The following is a 16,606-nucleotide window of genomic DNA, read 5'->3' on the forward strand; positions in this document are numbered from 1 at the left end:
CTTACAGCATGGTTCCCGAATACAGAAGCAGATGTTCCAGAATGGGCCCCAGGGCCAGAGCCGGGAAGAAGGTGAGGGCACCTACAATCAGCACCACGGCCACCAGCAGAACCATGAACATCAGGTTGTCCGTCGCCATGGTGCCCTGGGCTGGAGGCGCGGTTTTCTTGGATACCATGCTGCCCGCAATGATCATCACCGGAATGATGGCTCCGAATCGGGCCAGCAGCATCGCCAGGCCGCCCAGCACGGAATAGAAAGGCGTATCCCCAACAGCCAGGCCGGCAAAGGCGCTGCCGTTGTTCCCGGCCTGGGAACCGAAGCAGTACAGAATTTCCGTCAGACCGTGCGGTCCGGCATTGCAGATGGATTCACGCCCCACTTCCGTAGCGGCGGCCAGTCCGCTCATAAGCAGGACGGTTATGCCGGGCAGCAGAACGCCCACCATGGACCAGCGCACTTCCCGCGCTTCAATTTTTTTGCCCAGGAATTCGGGAGTACGCCCCACCATCAGCCCGCACAGGAAGACGGTGATCATGGCGAACATCAGCATGCCGTACAGACCGCAGCCCAGGCCGCCGAAGATCACTTCACCCAGCAGCATGTTGAACAGGGCAATGCCGCCGCCCAGCGGGGACATGCTGCAGTGCATGCAGTTCACGGAACCGTTGGAGGAGGCCGTCGTAGCCACGGACCAGAGGGAGCTGTTCGTCACGCCCAGGCGCACTTCCTTGCCTTCCAGCATTTCCATGCCGGGGAACAGCGGGTTCCCCGTGTGTTCCGCCCACTGGGAAAGCCCGATGGTCGTCACAAGCAGAAGCATCATGGCGCCGAAGATGATCCAGCCCTGCCTTTTTTTCCCGATCATCACGCCGTAGGCATACGGGCAGGCGCAGCCGATCAGGAGCAGGGAGAGCATTTCAACCATGTTGCTGAACGGCGTGGGGTTTTCAAAGGGGTGCGTGCTGTTGTTCCCGAAGAAGCCGCCGCCGTTCGTCCCAAGCTGCTTGATGGCCACCTGGGAGGCCGCCGGACCGTTGGGAATCACCTGCTCCACGCCGTCCATGCCCGGTACGGTGACGGGTCCGTCAAAGGACTGCACCACCCCCTGGGAGACCAGCAGAAGCGCAACGACCACGGAAATCGGAATCAGAAAGTACAAGGTACTGCGCGTCAGGTCCGCCCAGAAGTTGCCCAGAGTGGAGGCGCATTTCCTTTTCAGACCGCGGATCAGGGCGGCCATGACGGCAATCCCCGTGGCGGCGCTGACGAAGTTCTGCACGCCCAGCCCGGTCATCTGGACAAAGTAGCTGATGCCTTCCGGCCCTTCGCCGGAGTAGAACTGCCAGTTCGTATTGGTCATGAAGCTGATGGCCGTATTCAGGGCAATGTCCCACCGCATGTTTTCCGTGCCGGCGGGGTTCAGCGGCAGCCATTTCTGGCACAGCAGGGAAAGGAACAGGATAAGGAATCCGGCGGCGTTGAACAGAAGAACAGCCGTCAGATACTTTTTCCAGCCCATTTCGCGGGAGGGGTCCACGCCGGCCACACGGTAGGTGCAGCGCTCCACGGGACCAAGAACCGGGGAAAGCCAGCTCCGCTTTCCCTGTAAAACATTCGCCAGCCACTTCCCGAGCAACGGAGTGAAGGCGACCAGTATGCCTATGAATAGGACAATGATTAACAAGTCGTGTGAGGACATAACGCAACTTTATACATGTTCCGGAAATTCCGGGTAGTTAACAAGGGGCTGCCGGACATTAAGAAATTGTTAATTTCCCTCCGGAAGCCCGTTTTCCATGACGCCAGTACGCCGTTAGAATTCCACGCCCAGGCGGAAGCCCACCCAGAACTCGTCCCCGGCGTCCCTGCGGCGCAGCACCGTAGCCGCCTGGGAATAATTGACGGAGCCGGAAAGGGAATAATGTTCCGCAAACCGCCACGTCACGCCCAGGCTCCAGTCAATGCAGTTGGAGCCGTCGTCATAGTCCACGTTATAACCGCCGTTGTACCCGTACCTGGCCATGGGCGTTACCGTCACGTTCTCCACGGGGGACCATTCCAGTTGCACAAAGGCGCTGTAATAGGCTTCAAAATCCTGGTGTTCCACCTTCGCCTGGGTTTCCGCCCCCACGGTCAGCCAGTCCGTCACGGCATAGGAGACGGTCAGGGCCGGATTGGCTACGTTGTAGTCCTGCGTGAAATAGAACTGGTGCTCATACCAGGGATTGACGGTCCACTTCCCCAGCTTCCAGGCGTAACCCAGAACCAGGTCCAGCTCGTCATAATTGGAGGAATCCCCCCCGGCGTACCAGGCGCTGAGCGTAAGGTCTTTCCAAGAGATGCTCGGAGCCACTTCCCAGATGCCGCTGCCCGGCAGGCAGTCCAGCCCTTCCGTCACGTATTTGCTGGACCAGCCCGCGGAAAGGGAGAAAGCCCAGTCCGTGTCCGTAGAAGGGATGGCGGCCTCCTGAGCGTTGGCCAAGGAGGAAGAGGCCGTTTCCCCGCCCATGCAGACGGTTCCTGCCATCATGGCGCAGCCCAGAACTGCGGCCCCTATGTTTCTTGCGGTGTGTGTAATCTTCATAAAGACGTATCGAATACGTCCTGAATCCTACACAGCATATTGACCTGCGTGAAGTTAAGCCACACCCTGCAACCGTTATGAAAAAATATATTTTCCGGTTGCCATGGATGAAAAGCTGCAACCTTCCGCGGCCTGCGGAAATGGAAAAAAGATTTATTCAGCTCCGTCCGCCACAATTCTGTACCCCAGGCCGGATTCTGCACGGATAATGCGGTTTTCGGGATCGGAATCCCCCAGCTTCTGGCGCAGGTGGGCAATGTGCACCCGCAGGTAGTGTGTATCTTCCTCATGCTGGGGTCCCCAGATTTCACGGAGCAGTTGGCGGTGGGTCATCACCTTGCCCTGATGGAGCAGCAGAAGGCGCAGAATGCCGTATTCCTTGGAGGTCAGATGGATTTCCTCCTTCCCCTTCTCCACGCGCCGGGAGCTCAGGTCCACAATGATGGACCCCAGCCGGAATACGGAGGGCTCCCTGTCCGGCCGGTTGCGCCGCAGCATCACGCGCAGGCGCGCCAGCAGTTCCCGGCCGCTGAACGGCTTGGTCAGGTAATCGTCCGCCCCGGCGTCCAGGGCGTCCACCTTCTCATCCTCCCTGTCCCAGGCCGTCAGGATCAGAATGGGAACCTGCGTCCATTCCCGGAGCTGTTTGAGCACTTCCAGACCGTTGATGTCCGGAAGGCCCAGGTCCAGAATAATGGCGTCCGGCCGTTTCAGAGCGGTCTCGCTCAGGCCGAGCTGCCCGTTTTCACACTCGCGGACATGGTAGCCTGCGCCAGTCAGCGTCAGGTTCAGGAGACGGCGTATCTGCCGTTCGTCATCAATAATCAGGATATCTGCGGGAAGGTCGCTCATGACACAGGAAGGGGAGGTTTATTCTTCAGGAACATCATCATGCTCCACCAGGGGAAGGACAAGACGGAAACAGGTTCCGGCGGGAACGGGAACCAGGGTAACGGCTCCCCGCTGCGCCTCCATGAAACCGCGCACGATGGGAAGCCCCAGGCCCAGACCGCCGGGCCGCGTCGTCCGGAAGCGCTCAAAAATGGTTTCCGCCCGTTCGGGGGGAATGCCCGGCCCCAGGTCATGGACATCCAGCCAGACCAAGCCGCGTGCGGGATCGGTTCCGCCCTTCAGCGTAATGGGGGTTCCCGCAGGAGTATGCACGCACGCATTCAGCAGCAGATTGACCAGCACCTGCTCCATCAGGGAGAAATCCGCCTTCACCAGCGGATAATCCGGCGGCAGGGCGACGGACACGGGATGGTCCCGGCGCGCCTCCCTGGTGGCGGCCAGGGCCCCTTCAATCACGTCCCCCAGGTCGCACCAGTCCAGTTTGGGCTTCAGGGCGCCGGATTCCAGACGGCTCACGTCCAGCAAATTTTTCACCAGGCGGCGCAGGCGGCGTGCGGCCAGCAGGATTTCCCCATACTCCTCCCGTTCCTCCGGCGCGGACGCGGCGCGCCCGGCCAGCTTCTCACAGCCGCCCTCAATCACGGCCAGAGGCGTCTTGAACTCATGGGAAACGCTGTCCAGCAGGGATCGGTGCAGTTTTTCGGATTCCTCCATGAGCCGCGTACGCGCCCGTTCCGCCCGCAGTTCTTCACGTTCCAGCGCCATGGCCAGCTGCGCGCCCATGCTTTCCAGCAAATCCTTCTGCCCTGCCGTGAGGCGCTCCTCTTCCTCCGGCCTCACGCCCAGCACGCCCATGCAGCGCTCCCCGGACATCATGGGGAGGTAAAATCCTTCCGCCACCGGGAGCGTATCCGTAAACCTGCCTGCGGGCCGGCGGTGCTCCAGGCACCAGGCAGCCACGCTCCATTCCTTGTCATCCATGGAAAAAGCCCCCCCGGATTCCCACAGCTTCAGCCTGCGGCCGTTGCCTTCCGGCGTCATGACCGCCAGGCGCACCCCCATGATCTGGCTGATCTGCCCTGCGGCGACGGAAATCAGGGAAGGCACGTCCGAGGCGGACCCAATGGCGCGCGAATACAGGAACAGGGCATTCGTCTTTTTTTCCCGTTCCCGCTCCTCCTGCTCGCGAACCCTCAGGCGGGAAGTGAGCCGCCCCGTGGAGAGAGCCACCAGAAAGAAGAAAAGGCACATCAGGGCATCCTCCAGCCGTTCTATCTTGAACGTCATCACCGGGGGAATGAACAGCAGGTTCCACAGCAGGGCGCTCAGCGCAGCGGCCATCAGCATGGCCCAGCGGGAACGGATGAAAAAGCCCAGGCCCACTACTCCCGCCAGATACAGGAAGCCGGGAGCGAAATAACCGGTAAACGCGGAAATCAACAGGCCGATTCCCGTAACGGCCGCCGTCACGCCTGCGGCCAGCCAGTAGTCCCGGCCACATTTTCCCGTTTCCCGGTGCCAGCTCTTCCACCGGTTCCGGACTGGACCGGGAGCGGCGGGAACTACGTAAATATCAATCTGGTCGCTCCCCTTTACCAGCTTGTCCACCAGGGACATGGGCCGCACCAGCCCCCACAGGTAAGCCTCTTGCGGCTTGCCCACCACAATCTGGCTGACATTTCTCAAAAAGGCCATGCGGAGCAGCGTCTCCGCCAGGTCGGAACCGGGCATCACGATCACTTCCGCACCCAGCCGCCGCGCCAGCTCCAGGTTGGCGTCCAGCCGCTGCTGCTGTTCGGGGGACAGCGGCACGCCCGTATCCACGGAAAGGGCAATCCACGGAGCGTTCAGGGCGTAAGCCATGCGCCGCGTCCAGCGCACCAGCCGGGCGGAAAACGGGCTGGGCCCCACGGCTACCATCAGCCGTTCCCCGCTGCGCCAGATGGAGCGGTCCCCGGAAATGGTGCGCACCTCCGTCAGCTCATGGTCCACCTTCTCCGCCATGATGCGCAGGGCCAGCTCCCGGAGGGCCGTAAGGTTGGACTCCTTGAAAAAATGGTCCAGCGCGGCGGAAGCCTGGGGAGCGCTGTATACCTTCCCTTCCTGAAGACGCGTCCGCAACTGCTCCGGCGTGATGTCCACCAACTGGATGCAGTCCGCCTCCGCCAGCACGGAATCCGGCACGGTTTCCTGTACGGGAGCGGCAGTAATGTCATGAACGGTATCGGAACGGCTTTCCAGATGCTGCACGTTCAGCGTGGTGTAAACGTCTATCCCTGCGGCCAGCAAATCCTCCACATCCTGGTAGCGCTTCCTGTGACGCATTCCGGGAACGTTCGTATGCGCCAGCTCGTCCACCAGAATGAGCTGGGGCTTCACGCGCAGCACTTCCTCCAGATCGAACTCCTCCATCTGTACGCCCCGGTAAGCCACTTTCTTCATGGGAAGGCGCGGCAGCCTGCTGATAAGGCGCATCGTATCCTCCCGGCCATGGGATTCCGCCACGCCGATCATGACCTGCACGCCCTTGTCCGCCGCCTGGATGGCGGCCTCCAGCATGGCGTACGTCTTGCCTACTCCCGGCGCCATGCCGAAGAAGATTTTCAGCAGGCCGCGGCCGGGGCGGGATTCCTCCCTCCGGATGGAGGCCAGAATCCTGTCCGCCCGCTGGCTGTCCGAATGCATTTCCGAAAACATAAATAGTACAGGAAAACAACACTTCCCTGAGGCTGTAAAGCATTTTAGAGACTTCCTCCTTTCCATGCAAATAAAAGAACTCCGGAATAACGTTAATATTTTATTAAATTCCTGAAAGCACTCCCAATCATCCCCCCATCCATTGCCCTAATAGAAACAGGGAGCTCATTTGTCCGCCAGAAAATACAGGGAACAAAGAATTTTATTTACCCTTCCCAACGCTACTTTTTGCTCCGGCAGTTCCATACTTTTTCAGAAAGAGGAAATTGAAAGAAAGAATTCATTTTTTCCGAACGTGTTTTTTAAAGAAAAACACTCTGCACATAGCCTCTGCACTATTTGAAAAACTGCAGGGCGGCACCGGAGACATTCAACTGGCACCATAGGCAAATGAAAAAACTGGCATCCACCATCCTGGCGTTTCTTTGTCCGTTCCTCGCCTGCGGACAAACCACGCCATCCGCAGGTGGGGCCGTTCCCGCACCGCACCAGCTAAAATGGCATGAGGCGGAAATGGGGGTGGTTTTTCATTACGATCTGCATGTCTTTGACGGAAAAATCTACAATCAGGAAAACAACCGCGTCAAACCGGTGGAAGATTACAACATCTTCAATCCTGTTCGGCTGGACACCGACCAATGGCTGGCAGCAGCCAAGGCGGCCGGAGCCAAATTCGCCATCCTTACCGCTACGCATGAAACAGGTTTCGGACTATGGCAGAGCGATGCCAATCCCTATTGCCTGAAGGCCGTTAAATGGAGAGACGGCAAAGGCGATATCGTGCACGACTTTGTCACCTCCTGCCGCAAATACGGCATCCAGCCGGGCATTTATATCGGCATCCGCTGGAATTCCCTGTTGGGCATCCATAACTTCAAGGCGGAAGGCGAAGGCGAATTCGCACGCAACCGCCAGGCCTGGTATAAACGCCTGTGTGAAAAAATGGTGACGGAACTTTGCTCCCGCTACGGGGAATTATTCATGATCTGGTTTGACGGAGGAGCGGACGACCCCAACGGACTGGGGCCGGATGTGGAACCCATCGTCAGTAAATACCAGCCCGGCTGCCTGTTCTACCATAATGTGAACCGGGCGGACCTGCGGTGGGGAGGATCGGAAAGCGGAACGGTGGGTTACCCCTGCTGGTCAAGCTTCCCCTATCCCTACAGCCACAGCAATGCAAATGACAAAACTGCAAACCATAACAAACTCCTGAGGCACGGGAATCCGGACGGAAAACACTGGGTTCCCGCCATGGCGGACACTCCCCTGCGCGGCTACAACAACCGCCACGAATGGTTCTGGGAACCGGGAGATGATGACAAGGCCGTCTATCCGCTGGCCAATCTGATGGATATATATGAAAAATCCGTAGGCCGCAACGCAACGCTGATCATCGGCCTGACGCCGAACCCGGACGGGCTGATTGCCCCCGAAGACGTAGAGCGACTGAAAGAACTGGGACAGGAAATCCGGCGCCGTTTCGGCACGCCGCTGGCCTCCGTCTCGGGAAATGCGGAAACGCTTACCCTTCCATTAAAAGGAGAGCAAAGCGTCAACTACTGCATCATTCAGGAAAACATCCGGCACGGCGAACGGGTGCGCACCTACCGCGTGGAAGCAAAAGTCAACGGTAGCTGGATCACTGTATGCAAGGGAACTTCCATCGGCCATAAGCGCATCCAGTCCTTTGACCCCATCAAGGCGTCCGCACTCCGTCTGACGGTGGAAAAAGCCACCGGCATGCCCGAAATCAGCAACTTCAGTGCCTGCTACGTCATGGAAAAATAGCAAAAATCTCCATCATTCTCTCCCTCAGGGTAAAAACCATCCAACAGGCCAAATTGAAAATTCAGAACGTTTTCCCCTTTCTGAATTGACAAATGATGCCCTTCCCCCTTAATGGATTAATGTTTACGAATCCGGCACATTGCCTGCCCGCTTGTTTCTGTACCTGTGCCCTGTTTCCGGTCTTCTCGGCGACCCTGCATGCGGAGACGGCCTACAGCACGCCCTGCGGCTATATTCAAACGGACCTGTACGCCAAGCAAACCAATTACCTGGGGCTGGGAGTACATCCGGAAGCCCTGATGCAGCATACATTGAAAACGGACAATGTCACTTCAAGCGGAAGCAAGGTCACCATCACGGACCCGGACGTCAATTTCAATGAATTGATGGACGAAAATTCCGCCTATATCCTGGTCCTCCACTTCGGCAACGAGGTCGTGGCCCTTCCCCTTAACCGGGACGGCTGGAAAAAACCGTCTTCCTGCTGGAAGGAGCATGAGATTGAGGTAAGCGACTCCCTTCTGGCCGAATTCCTCAAAAAGGGGAATTCCCCGGATTTCTATGTTCTCCGCAAGGCGAGGACTTTGAATGACGTGCTTGGCGATGACAACAAATTCGGGCTGAAAAGCGGCTCTGCGGCTTCCGCCGACAATGCGAGTATTTTCAACTCGGAAACCACCAAACAGGCGGTATATTACTCCGGAACGCAATGGATGCGGAGAGGGTCCAAGGAGGATGTCGGCAGCATGCCCGTCTTCGGCCATGAGCCGTTGGACATCACCCGCAAGGCCGGGGAAGATATCAAGGCTTTCGTCATTGGGGAAGTATCTCCTAAACATCAGAAACTTCTGCTGGCCGGGCAAAATTCGCTGCTCCACACAAGGCTTCCCCTGGCCCACTCCCTCCGGGAAACCGGGCTGCAGAATACTCTGCAATCAGGAGATGCCGTTTACGTCCCCCTCGGTGACAAGAACGTCATGATAAAATGTACCTATCAGAGAGACCATTGGGAAGACGAGAAGGGACAGGATGTGTCCGATATCCCCTTCCATGGAGTTCTTTCCATTTCTTCCTCTTCCAAGACTCCAGCCTACATTAATATTAATTCTTCCATCGCCACTCAACAATAACCTTTGTAAACCATGTCCCACCATTCCTTATTTACTTGTGCGCTTGCTTCAATCTCCTTCCTTGCCGGCGGACTTGTCCAGGCAGGCGATTACTTCATTTCCAACGAGGAGGATTATAATACCTCCATCGCTGATACCCTGGGAATCCCTCTCAGCAGCGGTTGTGCCATGCTCGGCACCCTGACAAACTGGAATTACAACTTTAACGACGCCAAATGGGCCAATGGAGGAAATGAATATGATCAAGGCAATCTGAGCTATAGTCAAATAGTCGATATTCGGAACAATTTTGTCAGCACGCTCAACATCAGTCCTTCCGACAACGGATCTATTACCAATGGCGGACTCTTTTCCCTGTCGGGGTCATACCAGCAGCCTACGGGATTGACCTTGGAAAATACCCCTCTTTATCTGATGGTCGGCAACGGCTCAACCATTGATGTATCTACCGAAATCGCCGTATTCGTCTTCCGCAAAACTGAGGATGGCAATCTCGCCACCTATCCCTCCGATCCGGATTTTCCCGGTTCCAATTATCTTGATTTTCTTTCCCGGGATAAAGCTGTTGCACTGGAAAGTGAATGGTATGTTGAATGCATCCTTGGCCACAACACTCCCAATGGATTCCAGCTCATTCCCGAACCGGCCACGGCCACATTGGGCCTGCTTGGCCTGGCGGCCCTGATGATGCGCAGAAGAAGATAAAAAACAGGCTTTCCTTACCAATCAGCCTCCGTGCGGATTACTCTGTACGGAGGCTTTTTCATGCACGAAAACATGGATGGCAAGAGCCTCATGAAACCGCATGCCATCCGCAAACCGCTATTAATTCAGAAATGGCTGTCAGGAACGCCGCAAGCCTTGATGGCAATGGCGGCCGAACGAATACCTGCGAATGTGCTTTAAATACAAGTGCAGCCGGAGGCCGCATGCTATTCGACTGGCGCCAGAACTTGCTGCACTTTGCCAACCTTGCAGGAAGGAAAAAGGACCGCCCCGCGCGCTTAAAAAAACGGCGGGGCGATCGTGCAAGCGGGTTGAGCCGCAGAAGCTACTTCTTCACCGGAATAATTTCCAGTTCAGCCACGGCGGCGTAATCCCTGCCCCCCGCCTCGCTGAGGGCGGAAAAGCGGAAATAGCGGGCTTTTACGGGTGCGGCGAATTTCACCTGCTGCAGGTCCGCATTGTTCGGGAAGGAACCCTTGGCGGCAGGCTGCCACTTCTCGCCGTCCATGCTCACTTCCACGGAATAATCCTTCACGCGGCCGTTGGTGCTGCCGTCCTGGCGCGGCAAATAGGTAATTCCGGAAAACTCCCGTTCCTTGCCCAGGTCCACGGCCAGCACGTGCGGATGCTTGGTCACGGTCTTGTTATATTCGGAGTGCCAGAAGGTGCCGGGGTCCCCGTCAATGGCAAACTCGGCGTCCGCCTCGCCCTGTTCCTGGCTGGTCACGCTCTTGACCGTGTACTTGTCTGTGCGGGTCAGCATGGTCATGTCCAGCTGGGCCGCGGGCACGCGGATTTCACCCTTGTAGGACTTGGCCGTAACAGGACGCATGAAGAAGGACAGCGGGTAGGGCTTGTTGGCCTTGATGATATCCCTGCTCATGGGGCCGGGGCCGCAGGAGGCGCCCCCCAGGCCGCGCGTGGCGGAGGAGAGGACCAGCACGGTCTTGTCCGTCGTCTTCGGCAGTTCCACGGGATGGTTGGCCAGAATCAGGTCCGTGGTGGTGTACGGAAGGGCGGAGAAGGCAAACGGGGCGCCCACGGAGCCGAAGAGCAGGCCCTGCCCCTTGTCGTCCGTGACTGCCACCCAGCGGGTGTCTTCATGATTGCCGCAGTCCTGCGGCCTGCCGTACGGGAAGAAGGAATCCCGGGCCGTCGTCTTGTACACGCCCAGAGGCATGCCGCTCTTGCGGTCCGCATAATTTTCCTCCGGCCCGCGGCCGTAATAGGTCACGTTGCCCATGTTCGCCGGCAACTGGAGTTCATACCCCAGGCGCAGCAGCTCCAGGGGATTGCCGCGCGGCAGCAGCACGGACTGGCAGACGACGGTTCCATCCGGGTAGATGGTCCATTCCAGATTGTTGATGAAATGGGTGTTCGTGTCATTCAGGGGCTGCTTTTTAGGCGTGATGGAGGTCTTGGTGTCTCCATAGCCGCTGATGTTTTCAGCCTGCTTGCCGCTTACCTTGACGGACTGCTTGACGGTGACGCTGCTGCCGTTGTCCACGGCTTCATAGCTGAGCAGTTCATGCTTCAGTTCACGGAGGCCGTTGGCCATGCTCTTGGCCATGACGCCCGGCTCGTTGCTGGAGGCGGCACGCAGGGCGTTCACCGCCATGGGCGTCTTGAACAGGGGCTTGCCGTTCACGGTGAACTGGGTCAGTTCCCCGGTGGCCGCGTCAAACTGCACGGAGAAATCCTTGCCGGACACGGTGTGCTTGTCCGCGCTGAGGGTTACCTTGCCGGAAGGAGCCTTGAACATGGGCAGTTCTCCCTGCACGGGAAGCTGTAGCTGGTCAAAGGCCAGTTCATAGCCCTTCTTTGCCCAGTCCGTGTCCTTCTTCAGCTTGTAGCTGACGCGCAGGGCGTATTCCGCGCCGGGTTTCCGGTTCTTCCACTGGGGAATGTCCGGTACGGGCACTACGATCTTTTCCTGGGGACCGGCGGCAGGCGTATTCAATTTGCCTTCCGCCACCACATTCCCGTTCTCCGTCAGGGTCCAGGTGATGTCGTACGGGGTGAGGTCCGTGAAGAAATTCTTGTTAAAGATGGAAATCTTGCCGTCGTCCGTCAGGGACGTGGAGATGTTTTGATAAACGTGCTTCACCTCAAAGTAGCCCGGTTCCGGCGTGCGGTCCGCCAGGATGGTCCCGTTGAACACGAACTGGCCGCTGTTGGGATGGTCGTTGAAGTCGCCGCCGTAGGCAAGCATCTTCTCACCGTTCGGCAGGGTCTTGTATAGCCCCTGGTCCACCCAGTCCCAGATGGCGCCGCCCATGATGCGGTCGGAGGACTCGATGGCCTCCCAGTAATCCGCCAGGTTGCCCATGGCGTTCATCATGTTGTGCGCGTACTCGGAAATGTAGTAGGGCTTCGGGAAATTCTTGTTGGCCGCCATGGAGCGCGTCCAGTCCACGGAGGGGTACTGGTTGGAACCCAGGTCCACGATGTCGTTGTTGCGCTCATAGTGGGTGGGGCGGGACATGTCCCTGGCCTTCACGATCTTTTCCGCGCTGCGGAAATTCTGGCCGGGTCCTGCCTCATTCCCCAGAGACCACATAATCACGCTGGGGTGGTTCTTGTTGCGCTCCACCATCGCCATGATGCGGTCCACATGAGCCGGCATCCATTCGATGGGGTGGGAAAGGGACTCCTTGCCGTAGTAGTAGCCGTGGGACTCGATGTTGGCCTCGTCCTGCACGTAAATGCCGTACTTGTCGCAGAGATAGTAGAAATAGGGATCCGCCGGATAATGGGAACAGCGCACATGGTTGATGTTGGCTCTCTTCATCATCTGCACTTCCTGCTCCATCTGTTCCGGAGTCACGTAGTGCCCGGTTTCCGGATGGCTTTCATGGCGGTTCACGCCTTTCACCTTCACCGGCTGGCCGTTCACCAGGAACACGCTGTCCTTGATCACTACATTGCGGAAACCCACGCGGGAGGAAACCATTTCCTCCGTCTTGCCGTCACGCTTCAGCGTCAGCACCAGGGTGTACAGGTTGGGGTCTTCCGCGGACCAGAGCTTCGGCTTGGAATAAATGCCCAGCAGGGAAGTTTTGAAATCCTTCATGCCGGTAATGCGCAGAGGCTTTTCCATCACGCCGTCGTAGGGAGCGTCCTTGGGCTTCACGGGTTCCACCAGTTTCCCGGCGGAATCGTAGAGGGCCATGGAAATGGTGCAGTCATCCAGCTTCTGCGTGGCCGGGAACAGGTTGCGCACATCCACGTCCACCTGGAGGCGCCAGTCGCCGTCCACGGTGCCGGGCTTGGCATGGTCAATGTTCAGGGCCCAGTCCTTCTGGTCCGCCGGATTGGTATGCACGAAAAAATCGCGCACATGCACCTTCGGCAGAGCGAAAATGGAAACATTCCGGAAAATGCCGGAAAGGCGGAACATATCCTGGCATTCCAGATAGGCGCCATCGGAATGGCGGTACACTTCTGCGGCCACTACATTCTCACCCTTCTTAAGGTAGGGGCTGATGTCAAAACGGGCGGGATTGCGTGAATCCTTGGAAAAGCCCACGTACTTGCCGTTGATCCAGAGATAGAAGAAGGAATCCACACCGTCAAACTGCATGTACACTTCCCGGCCGTCCCAGTCCGCGGGCACCTCAAACGTGCGGCGGTAAGAACCCACGGGATTCCGTTCCTTGTAGGACGTGTAATTCTTGTTGGAGGGCTCCTTCATCACATATGGCCAGGAGCGTTCAAAGGGATACGGCTGGTTGGAATAAATGGGTGTGCCATAGCCCTGAGTCTGCCAGGAGGCCGGAACCTTGATTTCCTTCCAGTCCTGAACATCGTAATCCGGCTTGTAAAAGTCGGCCGGGCGGCTCTGCGGATCCTTGGCCCAGTGGAATTTCCATTGTCCATTCAGGGACTTCCACCATTGGCTGTTTTCCGGCAGCACTTTCAGGGCTGATTTCAAATCACTGAAAGACATGAAGGAAGCCGTGGGGGCCTCCTTGTTCAAATGCAGGTTCTGCTCTTGCTCCCACTCCAGCCCGGTGGGGGCAGGTTCGGACGGCGGCGCATCCCCGCCATGGGCGGACAGGCCGCACATCACGGTGCCTGCCGCCAGTGCGGTGCAGGACAAACGCCAGGATCTGGTTGTTTTCATGAATATATCGGGTGTGTCAAAGGTTGTATGTACGAACGGATCGTCCTGTTACATACGAATCCGCAATTCTAATTCTAACAGCAAACCTGCATTTTGCAAGCTGCCGCTCCGCTATGCAAGCTGCCCGCACGGAATGCGGGCATTAAAAAGTATGCCTCAGTTGAAGCACGCCTACGCACTGGATGGACTCCTGCCGCGTGTATTCCTTGGTAATATAATGCAGCCCGAAAAGGAATTCCGTACGCTTGTAGGTGACGCCGAACCCGTAGCCCCATTCCGCCACCACGGGATATTTGTTCACGTAATCCGGGGAGGAATGGAAAACGGTGCCGTCCAGATACAGATCATGCGCCACGGCGCGCGCCGACGCGTGAAGATATCCGTAATAACCCCAGTTGGAAACGGAAGTCCTGTTGTAAACGAAGGGGGGAGCGGCGCTGGTGGCCCCGCGGATGCTGTTTTCCGGCGAGGTATTGCCCAGATTATAGCCGAAGCGGAAAGTCATGCCTCCGCCTGCCTGCACCTTCACGGTGCCGGCATCCGCGTGCCAGTAGGCCAGGGCGTCTGTCTCTAACCCGGAACCATAATGCCTTTCCAGCCCGCGGAGGCGGTAATAGCGTTTGAAAAACAAATTGGCGGTCATTTCGCTGGGAAGCTGGTTGCTCCAGCCGGGCCATTGTTCCATCCCCCACATCTTATGAACCAAATGCTGGGAGCCCTTGGCCAGGGAAGGAGAACCCGTGGTACCCAGCTGGAGCTCCAAGACATTTGCCCGGTCCTCATTTTTAACCAGGGATATCAGGCCCAGCGTCAGATTGCCCACGTAGGGATGCTCTCCGTAAATCGGCTCGCGGAGTTTCCGCTCCGGCGTAAACATCAACTGGGTCAGGTCCAGGCCCCACTGCTGCCGCAGATTGGAGGAACCATTCATCCCCATGAAACGCCGCCAGGAATCAGAAGCATTCGTCCCTCCCAGCACTGTTCCCAGCATGCCTGAAAACGTGCGGCTTTCCGCAGTGGTGCCGGACATCCAGCCAATGCGGACGCCACTGGTATAATTGTCGTCGTCCCCTACAAACATGTCGTTCTCCACATGGAGGCTGATAACAGGCCCTTCCTGAGGGGCTGCGGCAGGGACGGTTCCTGCATAAAGAGAAGACGCTCCCGCCGTTAACAGGCTGGCGCACACGCGCAAAGCTGCACATTTCATGCGGGGCAGTTTGTCCATTTCCTATCCGCCTTGCAAGGAAAAATCAGGCATGCTTCCGGTTTGGACTTTTCAATAAGGGAAAATATCCACAGACTTCCGCTTTACCCCACAAGGGTTTCACACCATGATCATTGACACGCACTGCCACCTGGCTTCTCGGCAATTCGACCAGTCTCGCCGGGAAATTTACATACGGCATGCCGTTGAAGCAGGAATAGACCGCATGATCACTCTGGGAGCATGCATGGACGACTGGGAAGAAAACCTGTCCTGGGCGCGTCAATTTCCCGGCACGGTCTTCTGCGCGCTGGGCATTCATCCCGACGATGCGCACGGTGCCCCGGAAAAGTGGGCGGAAAAGCTGACCGCGGCCGCGGAAACCGTTCCCCTCGCCGCCATCGGGGAAACCGGTCTGGACTACTTTCACCCTGCCCCGAAAGGCTGGGAAACGGCGGACTTCCACCGACGCCAGCAGGAACTCCTGGAAGAACACTTTGAACTGGCCGCCCGCCTGGGATTGAACATCGTTCTACATACCCGGGACAGAAAAGGTTCCCGGAGTTTTGAAGACGCCCTGGCAATTGCCGGAAACCATGCGGGCCGCGTCCGGCCCGTATTCCACTGCTTTATCGGAGACACTGCACAGGCAGCGCGTATCTTTGACGGGCTGGACGGCATGGTCTCCTTCACCGGGGTAGCTACATTCAAAAACGCTCCCATCGTGGCGGAAACGGCGCGCTGGTGTCCGGAAGACCGCATCATGCTGGAAACGGACTCCCCCTACCTCAGCCCGGAACCGCTCAGGGGCCGCATGAACGAACCTGCCCATCTCATCCATACGGCCCGTTTCATCGCTGTGGCCAGGGGAATGGAACTGGAAGAACTCGCCCGTTTGACCACCCGGAATGCCGGAACGTTTTACAATTTGTGCCAGCAGTGAAAAAAAATCCGCAAAATCCGCGTTAGCTCCTTGAAACCGAAATAATAAATTAGTAAGAACAGGCACACATGAAAGCGCACCTTATTTTAACCTGCACCTGCGCTGCCGCGCTGGTCCTTCCATTTTCCTCCTGCTCCAGCCAGAAATCTTCCACAGCGGGCTACGATACTGCAGAACCCATAGCCAACGGGGAAATTCCGCCGTGGATCGCGGAAAGTTCCGATCCCTCGTATGAATCCGGCCACTACAGCCCGGTAGCCAACCATTCCGACTACTCCTACAACCCGCCCGCCAAACCTTCCGTCAGCAAGAAATCCACCACGCGGAAATCGGCTGCCAAGTCCTCCCGCAACGCCGTTGCCAAAAAAACTACGCGGAAGTCCGCTCCCAAGGCCCGGACCTATACCGTGAAGAAGGGCGATACCCTGGGCGCCATTGCCCGCAGAAACGGCACTTCCGTAGCCGCACTCAAGAAAGCCAACAGGCTCAAGTCCGACCTGATTCACATCAACCAGAAACTGACGATCCCACGTTCCAAATAATCCGG

General features: G+C 57.7%; 11 protein-coding genes. 5 read left to right on the forward strand and 6 right to left on the reverse strand.

Annotated features, from left to right (window positions below):
• Window position 1: 1 nt before the first annotated feature.
• The 4 genes from kdpA to V3C19_RS12700 form a co-directional block, all read right to left on the reverse strand.
• Window positions 2-1,702, reverse strand: a complete 1,701-nt coding sequence (gene kdpA / locus V3C19_RS12685; protein ID WP_295933874.1) for a potassium-transporting ATPase subunit KdpA — start codon at window positions 1,700-1,702, stop codon at window positions 2-4.
• 114 nt (window positions 1,703-1,816) lie between these two features.
• Window positions 1,817-2,587: a TonB-dependent receptor gene (locus V3C19_RS12690; protein ID WP_130084841.1), complete on the reverse strand. Its 771-nt coding sequence runs from the start codon at window positions 2,585-2,587 to the stop codon at window positions 1,817-1,819.
• A 153-nt stretch (window positions 2,588-2,740) separates the two neighbouring features.
• A complete protein-coding gene (locus V3C19_RS12695) occupies window positions 2,741-3,439 on the reverse strand; it encodes a response regulator transcription factor (protein WP_130064167.1) in 699 nt (232 codons plus the stop codon).
• An 18-nt stretch (window positions 3,440-3,457) separates the two neighbouring features.
• Window positions 3,458-6,136 (reverse strand): sensor histidine kinase KdpD, encoded by a 2,679-nt coding sequence (locus V3C19_RS12700; RefSeq protein WP_161981343.1) that lies wholly within the window; start codon window positions 6,134-6,136, stop codon window positions 3,458-3,460.
• Between the two features lie 390 nt (window positions 6,137-6,526).
• On the opposite strand from V3C19_RS12700, the gene V3C19_RS12705 reads away from it, so the two are divergent.
• The 3 genes from V3C19_RS12705 (at window position 6,527) to V3C19_RS12715 (ending at window position 9,762) form a co-directional block, all read left to right on the forward strand.
• Window positions 6,527-7,927 (forward strand): alpha-L-fucosidase, encoded by a 1,401-nt coding sequence (locus tag V3C19_RS12705; RefSeq protein ID WP_295933877.1) that lies wholly within the window; start codon window positions 6,527-6,529, stop codon window positions 7,925-7,927.
• A 119-nt stretch (window positions 7,928-8,046) separates the two neighbouring features.
• Window positions 8,047-9,057 (forward strand): hypothetical protein, encoded by a 1,011-nt coding sequence (locus V3C19_RS12710; protein WP_295933880.1) that lies wholly within the window; start codon window positions 8,047-8,049, stop codon window positions 9,055-9,057.
• A 12-nt stretch (window positions 9,058-9,069) separates the two neighbouring features.
• Window positions 9,070-9,762 (forward strand): PEP-CTERM sorting domain-containing protein, encoded by a 693-nt coding sequence (locus V3C19_RS12715; RefSeq protein WP_295933882.1) that lies wholly within the window; start codon window positions 9,070-9,072, stop codon window positions 9,760-9,762.
• Window positions 9,763-10,108: 346 nt separating this feature from the next.
• Here V3C19_RS12715 and V3C19_RS12720 read toward each other — a convergent pair whose 3' ends face one another.
• Together V3C19_RS12720 and V3C19_RS12725 are read right to left on the reverse strand one after the other, a co-directional pair.
• Entirely contained in the window at window positions 10,109-13,909 is a 3,801-nt protein-coding gene (locus V3C19_RS12720) for a glycoside hydrolase family 2 TIM barrel-domain containing protein (RefSeq protein ID WP_295933889.1), read from the reverse strand.
• A 142-nt stretch (window positions 13,910-14,051) separates the two neighbouring features.
• On the reverse strand, window positions 14,052-15,119 hold the full coding sequence (locus tag V3C19_RS12725) for a lipid A deacylase LpxR family protein (protein ID WP_295933892.1): 1,068 nt from the start codon (window positions 15,117-15,119) through the stop codon (window positions 14,052-14,054).
• A 124-nt stretch (window positions 15,120-15,243) separates the two neighbouring features.
• On the opposite strand from V3C19_RS12725, the gene V3C19_RS12730 reads away from it, so the two are divergent.
• Together V3C19_RS12730 and V3C19_RS12735 are read left to right on the forward strand one after the other, a co-directional pair.
• Entirely contained in the window at window positions 15,244-16,059 is an 816-nt protein-coding gene (locus V3C19_RS12730; RefSeq protein ID WP_130084835.1) for a TatD family hydrolase, read from the forward strand.
• A gap of 68 nt (window positions 16,060-16,127) precedes the next feature.
• Window positions 16,128-16,601, forward strand: a complete 474-nt coding sequence (locus V3C19_RS12735; RefSeq protein WP_130084834.1) for a LysM peptidoglycan-binding domain-containing protein — start codon at window positions 16,128-16,130, stop codon at window positions 16,599-16,601.
• Window positions 16,602-16,606 lie beyond the last annotated feature (5 nt).

This window comes from Akkermansia sp. AE01SA01, from assembly GCF_036417395.1.
Lineage (GTDB): Bacteria > Verrucomicrobiota > Verrucomicrobiia > Verrucomicrobiales > Akkermansiaceae > Akkermansia.

Coding starts and splice junctions, on each gene's coding strand:
- kdpA (WP_295933874.1), bottom strand. CDS start 1,702: ATGTCCTCACACGACTTGTTAATCATTGTCCTATTCATAGGCATACTG.
- V3C19_RS12690 (WP_130084841.1), bottom strand. CDS start 2,587: ATGAAGATTACACACACCGCAAGAAACATAGGGGCCGCAGTTCTGGGC.
- V3C19_RS12695 (WP_130064167.1), bottom strand. CDS start 3,439: ATGAGCGACCTTCCCGCAGATATCCTGATTATTGATGACGAACGGCAG.
- V3C19_RS12700 (WP_161981343.1), bottom strand. CDS start 6,136: ATGTTTTCGGAAATGCATTCGGACAGCCAGCGGGCGGACAGGATTCTG.
- V3C19_RS12705 (WP_295933877.1), top strand. CDS start 6,527: ATGAAAAAACTGGCATCCACCATCCTGGCGTTTCTTTGTCCGTTCCTC.
- V3C19_RS12710 (WP_295933880.1), top strand. CDS start 8,047: ATGTTTACGAATCCGGCACATTGCCTGCCCGCTTGTTTCTGTACCTGT.
- V3C19_RS12715 (WP_295933882.1), top strand. CDS start 9,070: ATGTCCCACCATTCCTTATTTACTTGTGCGCTTGCTTCAATCTCCTTC.
- V3C19_RS12720 (WP_295933889.1), bottom strand. CDS start 13,909: ATGAAAACAACCAGATCCTGGCGTTTGTCCTGCACCGCACTGGCGGCA.
- V3C19_RS12725 (WP_295933892.1), bottom strand. CDS start 15,119: ATGAAATGTGCAGCTTTGCGCGTGTGCGCCAGCCTGTTAACGGCGGGA.
- V3C19_RS12730 (WP_130084835.1), top strand. CDS start 15,244: ATGATCATTGACACGCACTGCCACCTGGCTTCTCGGCAATTCGACCAG.
- V3C19_RS12735 (WP_130084834.1), top strand. CDS start 16,128: ATGAAAGCGCACCTTATTTTAACCTGCACCTGCGCTGCCGCGCTGGTC.